The organism is Paraflavitalea pollutisoli (assembly GCF_029360705.1).
GTDB lineage: Bacteria > Bacteroidota > Bacteroidia > Chitinophagales > Chitinophagaceae > Paraflavitalea > Paraflavitalea pollutisoli.
Window position 1 is genome coordinate 882,360 of sequence record NZ_JARKMX010000001.1, and the last position, 13,060, is coordinate 895,419.

Annotated in this window: 12 protein-coding genes; 7 read left to right on the forward strand and 5 right to left on the reverse strand. The window is 49.1% G+C overall.

The genetic code is table 11. The features are described from left to right. Positions 1-52: 52 nt before the first annotated feature. Positions 53-1,549 carry a DUF5723 family protein gene (locus tag P2W70_RS03680; RefSeq protein WP_276480070.1) on the forward strand — a complete coding sequence of 499 codons (1,497 nt, stop codon included), beginning with the start codon at positions 53-55 and terminating at the stop codon, positions 1,547-1,549. A 63-nt stretch (positions 1,550-1,612) separates the two neighbouring features. On the opposite strand, the gene P2W70_RS03685 is transcribed toward P2W70_RS03680, so the two are convergent. The 3 genes from P2W70_RS03685 to P2W70_RS03695 form a co-directional block, all read right to left on the reverse strand. After that, on the reverse strand, positions 1,613-2,008 hold the full coding sequence (locus tag P2W70_RS03685; protein ID WP_276480071.1) for an RNA-binding S4 domain-containing protein: 396 nt from the start codon (positions 2,006-2,008) through the stop codon (positions 1,613-1,615). An 82-nt stretch (positions 2,009-2,090) separates the two neighbouring features. Further along, positions 2,091-3,464 carry a dipeptidase gene (locus P2W70_RS03690; protein WP_276480072.1) on the reverse strand — a complete coding sequence of 458 codons (1,374 nt, stop codon included), beginning with the start codon at positions 3,462-3,464 and terminating at the stop codon, positions 2,091-2,093. Between the two features lie 89 nt (positions 3,465-3,553). Continuing rightward, on the reverse strand, positions 3,554-4,549 hold the full coding sequence (locus P2W70_RS03695) for a cation diffusion facilitator family transporter (RefSeq protein WP_276480073.1): 996 nt from the start codon (positions 4,547-4,549) through the stop codon (positions 3,554-3,556). A 528-nt stretch (positions 4,550-5,077) separates the two neighbouring features. Here P2W70_RS03695 and P2W70_RS03700 point away from each other — a divergent pair. From P2W70_RS03700 to P2W70_RS03710, 3 genes are read left to right on the forward strand one after another with little or no spacing between them, the layout of a single operon-like run. Beyond that, entirely contained in the window at positions 5,078-5,629 is a 552-nt protein-coding gene (locus P2W70_RS03700) for an RNA polymerase sigma factor (protein ID WP_276480074.1), read from the forward strand. Next, positions 5,619-6,533: a hypothetical protein gene (locus tag P2W70_RS03705; RefSeq protein ID WP_276480075.1), complete on the forward strand. Its 915-nt coding sequence runs from the start codon at positions 5,619-5,621 to the stop codon at positions 6,531-6,533. Before P2W70_RS03700 ends, P2W70_RS03705 begins: the two co-directional genes overlap by 11 nt. Before the next feature lie 33 nt (positions 6,534-6,566). Next, positions 6,567-7,271 carry a hypothetical protein gene (locus P2W70_RS03710; RefSeq protein ID WP_276480076.1) on the forward strand — a complete coding sequence of 235 codons (705 nt, stop codon included), beginning with the start codon at positions 6,567-6,569 and terminating at the stop codon, positions 7,269-7,271. Between the two features lie 86 nt (positions 7,272-7,357). Here the strand turns inward: P2W70_RS03710 and P2W70_RS03715 are convergent, their stop codons facing one another. Then, entirely contained in the window at positions 7,358-9,169 is a 1,812-nt protein-coding gene (locus P2W70_RS03715) for an LptF/LptG family permease (RefSeq protein ID WP_276480077.1), read from the reverse strand. 214 nt (positions 9,170-9,383) lie between these two features. Between P2W70_RS03715 and P2W70_RS03720 the strand changes: the two genes are divergently transcribed. Next, the gene (locus P2W70_RS03720) at positions 9,384-9,914 is read left to right on the forward strand and encodes a hypothetical protein (protein ID WP_276480078.1); all 531 of its coding nucleotides are present in this window, start codon (positions 9,384-9,386) and stop codon (positions 9,912-9,914) included. Here the strand turns inward: P2W70_RS03720 and P2W70_RS03725 are convergent. After that, positions 9,911-10,291, reverse strand: coding sequence for an START-like domain-containing protein (locus P2W70_RS03725; protein WP_276480079.1), 381 nt, complete (start codon positions 10,289-10,291; stop codon positions 9,911-9,913). The genes P2W70_RS03720 and P2W70_RS03725 overlap by 4 nt on opposite strands. A gap of 310 nt (positions 10,292-10,601) precedes the next feature. On the opposite strand from P2W70_RS03725, the gene P2W70_RS03730 reads away from it, so the two are divergent. Further along, positions 10,602-11,477 carry a sigma-70 family RNA polymerase sigma factor gene (locus P2W70_RS03730; RefSeq protein WP_338119796.1) on the forward strand — a complete coding sequence of 292 codons (876 nt, stop codon included), beginning with the start codon at positions 10,602-10,604 and terminating at the stop codon, positions 11,475-11,477. A 157-nt stretch (positions 11,478-11,634) separates the two neighbouring features. Next, positions 11,635-12,954 carry a signal recognition particle protein gene (gene ffh / locus P2W70_RS03735; protein WP_276480080.1) on the forward strand — a complete coding sequence of 440 codons (1,320 nt, stop codon included), beginning with the start codon at positions 11,635-11,637 and terminating at the stop codon, positions 12,952-12,954. Positions 12,955-13,060: the final 106 nt, after the last annotated feature.

Genomic DNA, 13,060 nt, shown 5'->3' on the forward strand with positions numbered 1-13,060 from the left:
TGGAAAGTCAGCAACCACCTGACCATTTAACCCCTAAACCCCCTCTTACCACATGTTTAAGCAATTAAACGGTCAATCGTTTTTGCGTAAAATGATCGTGCCCGCTCTGTTGACCAGCTCTCTGCCTGTTTTTTCACAAGACTTTACCGGATACCGTACCGGCAATTACACCGGCGTAAACGGCGTTTTTTTCAATCCGGCCAATATCGCCGACAGCCGTTACCGTTGGGATGTGAATCTGTTTTCTGTAAGTGTATTGGCAGGCAACAACCAGGCGTCTTTCAAACTTAGCAAAATTGGCGACTCGTTCAATGCAGATAGCCTGGAGAACCAGTTGTATGGTAAAAACGCAGGCGGCACCAGTGGAGCTATGAACGTAGGATTTCTGGCCCCCTCCTTCCTATTCAATGTAAGTCCCAAAACATCCATAGCACTTACCAGCCGGGCCAGGGTAATGGCCAATGTACAGGATATAGATGGCACCTTGCTGCAGCAGGTGGTAGATGGATATACCAGCGATGCCGGATTGCCCTACTCGATTACGTCGGGCAAGAATATGTTTGTGAATATGAATGCCTGGGCCGAATTCGGCGCCAGCGTAGGTCAGGTCCTGTACGATGGCGATAAACATTTTCTGAAGGGCGGGTTGACCCTCAAATACCTCGCAGGGGTCGCCAACAACTATATTCAACTCAAGAATTTTGCCGCTACCATCAATGAAGATAAGGCCTCTTCAAGAGCCTATCTTTCCAACACAACCGGTCGTATCGGAATAGGGTTTGGTGGTAATAGCTTCGATGATTTCGAAGCCAGCAACCTGACCAAATTTGAAAGCTCAGGTTTCGGATTCGACCTGGGATTTGTGTACGAGTTCCGCCCCGATCATGCAAAACACCGTACCAGTGATAACTATGGTTGGAAAAGGAATGAGAACAAATACAAATTACGGGTAGGCGTCGCGCTCCTCGATATCGGATCGATCCGGTACAAACGTGATCTTTCGCGCAGCGCAGCCTATGACCTGGGCGTTACCGGTTCCGAGCGTTATTATCTCTCCGAACTGAACGATGTTGACCTCGACGATTACAAGCAGCATTTCGATAGCCGTCCGCAGTTCTTTACACCGGTAGCAGGAAGTGCAGAAAATGAATACAAAGTTGCTTTGCCTACCACCATCCAACTCGATGTGGATTACAATATTCACAATGGGTTCTATGTAAGCGCCGCAGGACAATTTTCGCTCGTAAGCAGCGACAACAAACCCTACAACAGCCAGTATCAAAATGCCTTTACCGTTACACCACGGTACGAGTCGAGGTTGTTCAGTGCTTTCCTGCCACTGAATTACAATGAGCTTACAAAGTTTAATGCAGGTATTTCCGTCCGGTTCGGTCCCGTGTTTATCGGGTCGGGCAGCGCTATCACCGCTTTGTTGGATGAATCCAAACAACTGGATGCACACATCGGCGTACGCTTTGGGGTGTTGCACAAGAACAAGGCCGGCAAGAAGAAAGTGAAGAAAGAAAAGGCCGCAGAAGAAACTAAGTAGTAGTAGTTTTTAGTTCAAAGGTATAGGTAAGAGCCCCCGATAACACGGGGGCTTCTTTATTATTTACTCACCATCGTCCAATAGGCCGCCCAGTTCACGGCGTTGCTTTTTGGTGGGGCGTCCGATCTTACTAAGGCGCTTGCCGGTATGAAAGCTGGCTGCCTGAAACTCTATCCGTTCCAACTCTTCCGGTGGGGTGATGTCCGTATAATATTTGATCGCTTCGGTGTAGGCCACCCGGTTGTGCAACAGCGCTGTCACCTTTACACGCCAGCGCCGGGCTTCGGTTCTTACATGGTATTCATCGCCAATGTTGACGGTTTTGGAAGGCTTGACCCCCATGTCGTTGAGCTTTACCTTGCCGGCATCACAGGCGGCGGCGGCCAACGCCCTTGTCTTGAACAGGCGAATGGCCCACAGGTATTTGTCTATCCGTAATTTTTCTTTTTCACTACCCATACCGTAAAATTAAAAAATCCCGGAGTTTAAAAACTCCGGGACGCGTATTATTTCCCAGGGCCGCCCCGGGGCGGCCCATAAACTATGCTTTATTCAATTCCGCAAAATACTGATGGAAATAGGGGATGGTCTCGATTCCCTTGTAAAAGTTGGCGAGGTCAAACTTTTCATTGGGCGAATGCAGGTTGTCGCTGTCGAGGCCAAAGCCCATGAACACGATCTTCACGCCCAGTTCACGCTCCAGGATGGTGCAAATGGGAATGCTGCCACCGCCCCGTACGGGTACAGGTTTTTTGCCAAAAGTGGTTTCGATGGCCTTGGCAGCTGCCTGGTAGGCCAGTGAGTCGATGGGGGTCATATAAGGCTCGCCACCATGCAGGTTTTCAGCATGCACGGTAACCGAAGTTGGAGCGATCTTCCTGAAATAGTTCAACAGCAACTCCGTGATGTTCTCGGAAGATTGGTTGGGTACCAGCCTGGCTGAGATCTTGGCGTAAGCCTTGGAAGGAAGCACAGTCTTGGCGCCTTCGCCGGTATAGCCACCCCAGATACCGTTCAGCTCGAGGGTAGGTCGAATGCCGGTACGTTCATTGGTCGTAAATCCTTTTTCGCCCCAAAGCTCTTCTACGCCCAGGTCCTTCTTGTATTCGTCTTCACTGTACGGCGCCTGCGCCATCAGGTTGCGCTCTTCCTGACCGGGCTCGATGACATCGTTATAAAAACCGGGTATGGTAATGTGGTTGTTTGCGTCGTGGCAGGAGGCGATCATCTGGGCCAGGATGGTAATTGGATTGGCCACTGCTCCACCATATACACCGCTATGCAGATCACGGTTGGCAGCTGTCACCTCTACCTGAATATAAGCCAGGCCACGTACTCCGATATCGATGGATGGGTTCTCCATACTGATCATCGCCGTATCACTGATCAGGATCACATCGCACTTCAAGAGGTCTTTATGGGAAGCTACAAAATCGCCCAGGTTGGGTGATCCTACCTCTTCTTCACCTTCGATCAGGAATTTGATATTGGTGGTTTGCGAATTACTTTGGGTCAATACTTCCAGGGCCTTCACGTGCATGTAGAACTGGCCCTTGTCATCAGCCGATCCACGGGCATATACCTTACCATCTTTGATAACTGGTTCGAAAGGACCGCTATGCCACAGATTCAGCGGATCAGGGGGTTGAACGTCGTAGTGTCCATATACCAACACCGTGGGTTTGCTGGGATCAATGATCTTTTCACCATATACCACCGGGTGCCCCGCTGTTTCATAAACGGTAGCAGTAGTGGCGCCTGCCTCCAGTAAACTCTTTTTCACGGCCTCCGCGCAACGTCTCATATCCTCTTTGTTGGCGCTGTTCGAACTGATCGAAGGAATACGCAACAACTCCAGCAATTCATTAAGGAACTTGTCCTTATTTTTCTCCTGATACTCTTTCCAGGCTTGCATATTGACAGATTTTATTTACTGAATTAGGTGATTGGGAAGCGAATATAGGTCCTTTTCCCGAACCCCGGCGGCGTACAACGCAGGCTGGGTCAGGGTTGGTCAGCCAGCTGATGTTTTTTGTTCTGGGATAAATTGTCCAGGGTCCAGGCGATCTGCTGTTGGAAAGGACGTTTGCGTACGGTACAATCTTCCTTCGTGCAGATAGGGCAGGAAAATTCCAGGCACCCGTCGGAATGGACGAATAATTCGAGGGTTGACCCAAACTCCTCCCTGATCAGTTCCGACAAGGCATCGATCTCCCGGTGTGCCTCATGTACATTGAAATACCAGGGTACCGTAAGATGACAATCCACATGTAGCTGACCGCCATATTTGATCACCCGCAGGTTGTGCACGTCGATCCAGTTTTCGCGGCGGTGTTGATTCAACAAGGCCACCATTTTCTGCAATAGCTCCTGGTCGGCTTCATCCATGATGCCGGCAATGGAATGGCGAAGGATTCGGTACCCGGTAAAGATCAGGATAAACCCAAAGAGTATGGCTACAGCGCCATCTATCCACTGAATACCGGTAAGGTAGATCAGGACGAGGCCAATGATGATGCCAAAGGTGGAGTAAGTATCTGATTGAAGATGTCTGCCACTGGCAATCAGGGCGAGCGAGTTGTTTTTCTTGCCCTGTTTCACACTATAGCTACCCAGGGCAAAATTTACGATGGCTGTAAAGGCCACCAACATGATACCATAATCGAGTTTTTGCAGGGCGCGGGGATGGATCAGGTTATCGGTGGCTTCGTAAATAATGAACAGCCCGGCAACACCAATCAGCGTGCCCTCTACAGCAGCGGAAAGAAACTCGGCTTTGCCATGACCGTAGGGGTGATTTTCATCACGGGGCTTGGCGGCTATAAATAAACTGAAAAGGCCGATGAGGCCGGCTATTACATTGACCGTGCTTTCCAAAGCATCAGTGAGGATGGCTACAGAGCGGGTAAGAAAGTACGCAACGATCTTGATCAGAAACAGGCACACGCCGATCGATACCACCCATTTCTGTAAGCGAAGATTTTCCTTTCCTTGTTCCAAACCGGCCAATTTGCCGTAAAAGTAGAGATTATTCTATTCCGTAATCTATTGAAGGAGCATTACTTTTTTAAAGAAGGATCAATAGGAAGACAACCGTGAAAAAGATGCCGGAGCAGGGAAACCACTCGACCCGCCGACCGGCATTCTTTTCACCAGAGAACTAATACATCCTGAAAAACCACCACTCGGGTTATTATTGTCTACGTCCCTATTCCGGGTAGGCCAAACAAGTTCTATCCCGGAAACAGGCAGCATCCGACCGCTGTTTAACATAAACATACCAATTGCTAAAAGGAGGTAAGCACCGAAGTGCAAGGGTTTGATCAACAAGCTACGTAATGGATAAGGCGCCGTCTATTCGTTAGACCGGCCTGATATTCCAAACGTTTCGCGTCCAGTAAAAAAAATCAACTATTTTTTGCATTGGCTATGACAGCGTCATCTGTGGTCCCGGATTTTTACCAGTTACTGGCACGGATAATGCCCATAGTAAGAATCCTTACATAGAAAAAATCAGATATTTGCGCCATGGAACCTCTACGCAACGCCTCACCCTTTTTTGAGGTCTTAACTCAAAAGGCTGCGAATGGTGATGAAAAAGCCTTCCAGGAACTTTACAATCACATATCTGGCAGGATGTACAGTCTATGCCTACGTTATGCGGGCAATGCAGAAGATGCCAATGATTGTTTTCAGGAAGGTTTTGTAAAGCTGTACAGGCACCTCGCCGGATTTCGGGGAGAAGGCTCATTTGAAGGATGGGCGCGCCGCATCTTCGTAGGCTGTTGTATAGACTTTATCAAAAAGAAGCGGATCGTACTGACAGCCATCACAGACGATATGGATATCGCTGCCGATGTATTGAGTGGGTACGATAAACTTACCAATGATGAGTTGATGAAAATGATCAGCACGATGCCCGATGGTTATCGGACTGTGATCAATCTGTACCTGGTGGAAGGATATAATCATAAAGAGATCGGTGAGATGCTGGACATCTCTGAAGAAGGAAGCAGGTCACAATTGTTCCGGGCCAGGGTATACCTGCAAAAAACATTCAGAGAGGCACATGGCGAATAGAACCGACATATGGAACCGTTTACAGGCCTACGAGGTAGCGCCGCCCGATGCTGCGTTCAGCCAGTTGATGAACAGGCTGGGGCAGGAGGATGCCGCAAGCGGTCGTGCAGAAGCAATACCCGGCGCCTGGCAGGGCTTACGGGAGTTTGAAATAGAACCTCCCGCTGCCTTACTGGGCATCGTCGCAAAAGCGGCGATGGAAAAACCGTTGTTTATTGCGCTGCAGGATCATGTCGTTACGCCACCGGCCACCCTGTATGACCGTATCGCTTCGCAGACGATTGATAAAAACCAGGTTCGTGTTGCACCGGTAAGGTCGCTCATGCCCCGGTTCAGGGCGGTAGCAGCCGTCATCCTGTTGATGATGGGCGCCTACACCATCTACAATATTGTCAGCAATAAGGCCACAACACCTGCTCATACCTCATTTCAGGATCCAAAGCAGTCCAAGCAGCCCGCAAAACGTACCCCCGCCACCAAGCCGGCCAATACCAATGCCATGGCCCGCTACCGGCTCTATGACAATCCGCGGACCGAAAACTATTTTGTGAATGATGTCTTTGTAGCCGATGGCAGTGGTCTTCCGCTCGTCGACAATGATTTCATGGCGACCTTCGCCAGTTACGAATGGGAGGATCTGCCTGCCTTCCTGTACGAAGAGGAGGAAAGTGAGCTGACAGTGCGCCTCGATCAATACAGTTATTTCACGATTTCGGAGAACATGATGAACAATCTCCGGAAGATGTACCAGCGCAAAGCCAAAGGAGCGCCTACCCGGAAAGCAAAACGCGAACTGGCCAGGTTGGAGAAATGGAAGAAAGCAGACGAAGAGCAGTTCGATAAAAAGCGGGCCGGCAACCCGCTCGATCCGGTTGACCTGGCAGAGTTCATTTTCGATTATTAAACAATCTTACCGGCTTTACAGCCAACTACAGATATGACACCAGTGCGGATTATAGGTATTGTCCTAATGGCACTTTGTGGACTGGCATTGACCAGGCCACCGCAAACACCGCCGTCACCCCGACAGCAACCCGCTCCACAACGTTCCGGGGATGACCTTACCGTCACCTATACGATCGAGTTGAATAAATCGAGAAACCGGAGTGTAGGCATCGGCGAAACCTATAACGGAGGCACCAAGACCCTTTTTATCAGCAACGGGTTGGTGCGGCTGCGCCTCGTCAGTCTCATGCGCATGCAAAGCATCTTCATACTGCCCCCGGGGAATGACGAAAGAATGGCGGTCATCGTCAAAGAATCCGGCAAGAACAAGCACAAGGTGTATCTCTCATCCGATGACTGGAGGACTTATAATTTGAAGTACCAGGATGCGATCTGCAGCCTGTCGGATGATACGGTGCAGTTGTCTGGTTATAGCTGCAATAAGGCTGTGATTGAATTATCCGATGGAAGGCGAATTACTGCCTGGTATACCAAACAGATTCAGCGGCCGGAACCTGCTTCCGTAGAACCGGTATTTGCCTGTGTACCCGGATTGGTGTTGAAATATATCTACGAATACAAAAAGGGTAAGATCACTTACACCGCTACCTCCATCAGCAATAAACAGATCGACCAGAACATCCTCAAAGTGCCTGCTAAGGGATATGTGGAACAACCTTTCCAGCCCGGCTCTTGATGTTAGCTGTGCGAGGTTTTTTCGCAAAAATCCGTTACTGATGCAGTGGTAACGCTGCATCCCAATACGATACTACCGATCCATTGTTAAGCTTCCTTACGATCATCCCGCTCGGGATCTGAAACTGTTGCCGGCTCTTCGTCGTCGAAGTCGGTAGCGTCGTCGGCGAGCGTAGGGGCAGCTGCCTGTTCATTTTTCTTGCTGCGCCTGGTCAGACCAATACGCCGGAAGAAACGCGCGTAGAATTCCTTGTTGAATAGCTGCGAGTCGTGCAGCGCTTTATAGATGAGGAAAAACCCAATGGGCAGCAATACGATGGTGGCTAGCCACATACCGGCAATCGGCTGCAGCACATCTTCTTTCACAAACTTTTTACCGAAGTTGTTCAGCAGGAAGAAGATCACGAAAAAGATAACGGCAAACACCACAGGGGTACCGATACCACCTTTACGTACAATTGAACCCAGCGGGGCTCCGATGAGGAACAACACGAGTACAGCGATCGACATCGTGAATTTCTCGTGCCAGGTCATCAGGTGTATGCGCAACTCCTTACGCCGGTTGTCATACTCCGGCAACGCGCTGTCAAACGTGGATTTAATGGAGTTGACATAGGAAGTGCTTTGCTCTACCACCATGTTCCGCGCACTATCGGGCAGGGTCTTGATGAAAGTAAGTTCAGGCTTTTGGTCAGCATCTTTTTTCGTCGTGGAAGCGGCTGCTGTCTTCCTGGTAACCGGTGAATCCTGCTTCACAGCAGCCATAGTCACGTCTTTAGCAGGGACAGCTGAATCCTTCTTCAAAGTAGCTGCTGAATCTTTCGTCAGCGCAGTTGCCAGGCCTTTCTTCCGCATAGCAATCGAATCTCTCTTCGCTGTGGAGTCAGCCTTCCGCTTCAGCAAAGAATCGGTTTCCCGCTGCAGCTTAGCAGCCAGCACTTTTTTATAGGCGCCGGTAGTATCTTCTTTGGCGGGGGGAATGGTCACGTTGGTCCAGCCACTGTCGATGTACTGCACAAACGGCAGATAGGTTTTCAGTTCCTGCTTGTGTCTTTGTTCGAATTGGGTTAACATCCGCTCCAGCGAATCGATCGATTTGTTGAGCTGGCTCACGGTCAGCATTTCAGCCCGGTCCTTGTATACACTGTCGGAGGTCTTGTTGAATTGAAGAGCACTGAGGTCGAGTACTTTTTTGTATTCCTTAAAGCCCAGGCGATAAAAACGGCTGTTGATACCAGTACGGTCACCCTCTTCTTCATACCGCCAGCCATCCTGTAAAATGAACTGCAGGTAGCGTTTGTCTTCCGAAATACGCATGATGCCCCGCTTGGCAGAGATCATATTGTCCTGCACATTCGGACTGCTTTCATAGATGATAATGTCATTCAGTGTAGAGTCGTTCACTTTTTTGGCCACTTTGATCGAATAGCCGGGGATCATATTGTAGAAAGTGCCTTCTTTCAGGTCAAAGGCTGGTTTCTTGTTGACCAGGTCGTACTGTAAAGTTTTCATCCGGAGGTTCGCCACCGGAATAACGTTGTTGTTGATATAGAAGGCAAGAACAGCCAGTAAGGAGGAGGTTACGAGCAGGGGGCGCATAAAACGCAGCAAACCGATACCGGCCGATTTAATGGCCACTAGTTCAAAAGTCTCACCGAGGTTACCAAAAGTCATGATCGATGACAATAACACAGCCAATGGCATGGCCAGAGGGATCAGCGTGGCACTAAGGTAGGTGATCAACCGCAGGATGGTGGCGCCATCGATGCCCTTGCCCACAAAGTCGTCGATCCACAGCCAGAAGAACTGTAAGATCAATACAAACAGGGTCAGGAAAAAGGTGGCGATAAAGGGGCCAATGAATGCCTTTAGAACCAGTATATCCAGTTTTTTGATCACTATCTTGAATTTCTCGTTTCATGCTCCGGGCGCTCAGCAGTGTCGCCGCATCCTGTTGGTGTTACAACACACCAACTATCATCAACACGGCGCTTACTTTAAACCCAGAACGGTTGTTTAACTTTATTCAATGAACGCGGCAAAAATACAGCTTTCAGCAGAGGAATCAACCCTGGTAAGAAACGCAGCCTGGCTTTTAACAAAGAATAACATCATGGAAAAAGCGGTTGCGCTCATGGGGCAGCAGGTGGAGCAGATGCAGGACCTGCACCGGCGCCTGCAGCACCCCTTGCCAGAGCCTGTGGCGCAGTTGTCACCCAAAATATCCAAAGGAGAAAAATATGAAGGATTGCCCTGGGTCATGCTCGATTTTCCGCGTCTTTTTGGCCGGGAAGATACCTGGGCCATCCGTACCTTTTTCTGGTGGGGACATTTTTTCAGCATTACCCTCCACCTGCGCGGATCCTGGAAACGACAGTATGAAAGTTCAATACAGAAGCACTGGTCGTTATTGAAAGAGCATGCATTCTATATCTGCATTGCAGATGACGAGTGGCAGCACCACTTCGGGGAAAGCAACTATTTACCGCTACATCAAATGACTGATCATTCGATAAATGAGCTGCTATCGGGTAACGATTTCTGTAAGTTGTCTGCTAAAATTTCTTTGGAGCATTGGGAAACGGCCAATGAGAAACTGGTGCAGCTATATCAGGTGCTTTTGCAGGCGTTGGGCCACGATTAATTGCCCAGGCGGTGAAACAGGTCTTTTACCTGGTATCCCCACAGTTGGCTTTGATCCTTGACCTCTCCTTTCTCTGCAAAATCTTTAATGACAAGTATGGTTTGGTTGGTCACTTCTGATTTCTCGATGCTGAATTCAAAGTATTCCTCAGTTGGTGCATGCAGCCAGTGAAAGCGGATGAATTTGTCCGTCTCACTTTCTGTTACTTCCGCTTTATCAGTTGTCCCATTCCAGGAAAAACTGAAAACATTATCCCTTTCATCCACTTTATCAGCAAACCACTCCTGCAATCCGGCAGCAGTACTAAGAAATTCGTATAAAATGGAAGGAGAACATCTTAAAGGATACTCTAACGTAAATTGTTGTTTCTTACTCATCTACTCCTTGAATTGATCTTTTTATAATACCAATGCGCAATAATAGAAAAATAATGCAACCCCCAAAATTTTTTTGTTGCAAACCCCGTTAAAGGTAGGGGAAAACGAATACAACCCGAAAAACTTTAAAGCTACTGACAACCAGTAATTTACCCACAAATTATTTGGTTTCCGGGCCGGAAACCATTAAATTGCTGAAGGCCGATTTTTATAAGTTGGCAGTCCGGGTACAAGGATCCACGCCACAAGGTGTAGCCGGGTACCTAGTAAGTAGCCTTTAAACCTTAAAAACCCTTTAAATGACCTACCTATGAGTATGCGTCAACTCAAGATCACGAAATCGATCACGAATCGTGAATCTCAGAGTCTTGAAAAGTACCTGCAGGAAATTGGTAAAGTCGAGTTGATCAGCCCCGAAGAAGAAGTGCGCCTGGCACGAAAGATCAAGCTAGGTGATCAGGCAGCGCTCGACAAACTCACCAAGGCAAACCTGCGTTTCGTGGTATCCGTTGCAAAACAATACCAGAACCAGGGACTTTCACTGCCCGACCTCATCAACGAAGGCAACCTGGGCCTCATTAAAGCAGCACAACGCTTCGATGAAACCCGCGGCTTCAAATTCATCTCCTACGCAGTCTGGTGGATTCGTCAAAGCATTTTGCAGGCCCTCGCCGAGCAATCGCGCATTGTACGCCTGCCCCTCAACAAAGTGGGCCTCACCAACAAGATCCAGAAGGCTTTTTCGCAACTGGAACAGGAGTATGAACGCGAACCTTCGCCCGAAGAGCTGGCAGAACTGCTCGAACTCGAGACCGAAGAAGTATCCGCCACCCTGGGCATTGCCGCCCGCCACGTCAGCATGGACACACCACTCTCCGAAGGGGAAGACAATACCCTGGTAGATGTGCTGGAAAATCCAAATGCCGAAAGGGCCAACCAACAGATCGAACACATCGATTCGTTGAAACAGGAGATCGAACGGTCCATGAAAATGCTCACCGAACGCCAGAAAGAAGTGATCTGTTATTTCTTCGGCATCGGCGTAGATCATCCCATGAGCCTCGAAGACATCGGCGACAAGTTCAACCTGACCCGCGAACGTGTGCGCCAGATCAAAGACAAAGCCATTACCAAGCTGCGCACCAACTCCCGGTCGAGGGAATTACGCGGTTATTTGGGCGTTTAACCTTAAAATAGAAAGCCACCCGCAGAAAAACTTTACACTTTAATACTGATTTCTACTGTAGATTTGCAGTCCGTTCAAAGGTGAATGTATGATTACATTCACCTTTGATTTTTTTAGGATCACCACGGTAATTGGTTCATTTTTAATACGCTGAAATATGTTCGAGTCTTTATCGGAGAAGTTGGAATCCGCCTTTAAACAGATAAAAGGCGAAGGCAGGATTACCGAACTCAATATTGCTGCTACCGTAAAGGACATCCGCCGCGCATTGGTGGATGCCGACGTAAACTATAAGATCGCCAAGGATTTTACCGATAAGATCCGGGAAACCGCGCTTGGTCAGAAAGTGATCACCGCCGTAAGCCCCGGTCAGTTGATGGTGAAGATCGTGAAAGACGAGCTCGTAGAGCTCATGGGCGGCACCGAAAGTACCTTCAATACCAAAGGTAACCCGGCAGTGATCCTCATCGCAGGTCTGCAAGGTTCCGGTAAAACGACTTTCTCCGGCAAACTGGCCAATTACCTCAAAACCAAGAAAGGACTCAGCCCCCTGCTTGTAGCAGCCGATATCTACCGCCCTGCGGCCATCGACCAGCTGAAAGTGTTGGGTGGCCAGATCGGCGTAGATGTATACAGCGAACCGGAGAATAAGGACGCCGTATCCATCGCCACCAACGCCATCAAAGAGGCCAGGAGCAAGAATAAGAACCTCGTGATCATCGATACCGCCGGCCGATTGGCCGTCGATGAGGCCATGATGACCGAAGTAGCCAATGTAAAGGCTGCCGTCAATCCACAAGAGATCCTTTTCGTTGTGGACTCTATGACCGGTCAGGATGCCGTCAATACCGCCAAAGCCTTCAACGACCGCCTCGACTTCTCCGGTGTGGTACTCACCAAGCTCGATGGTGATACCCGCGGTGGTGCCGCCCTCTCCATCAAGTACACCGTCAACAAGCCGATCAAGTTTGTCAGCAGCGGCGAAAAGATGGACACCCTCGACGTTTTCTATCCCGAGCGGATGGCGCAGCGTATCCTCGGCATGGGTGATATCACCACCCTCGTGGAAAAGGCCCAGGCCCAGTTCGACGAAGTGCAGGCGAAAAAGCTGGAAAAGAAGATCCGCAAGAACCAGTTTGATTTTGAAGACTTTAAGCAACAGCTCGACCAGATCAAGAAGATGGGTAACATCAAGGATCTGCTGGGTATGATACCCGGTGTCGGCAAAGCTGTAAAAGACATCGATATCAGCGACGATTCCTTCAAAGGCATCGAAGCCCTCATCAACTCCATGACACCGCAGGAGCGCGCCAATCCTGATATTATCAGCCCCAGCCGCAAAGCGCGGATCGCCAAGGGGGCCGGTAAGGACCTGGCTGAGCTCAACGCCTTCCTCAAACAGTTTGAGCAAATGAAGGAGATGATGAAGATGATGAATAAAATGCCCATGGGACGCATGGGATTAGGCAGAAAGTAAAGAAGGGCTGAAATCTTTGAGAACATTCAAAAAAGGACCCCAATAACCGATTAAGATTTTTTTAATTTTAATTTTTAGGTAACCGGGCTGCGATTTCAGGCGAATT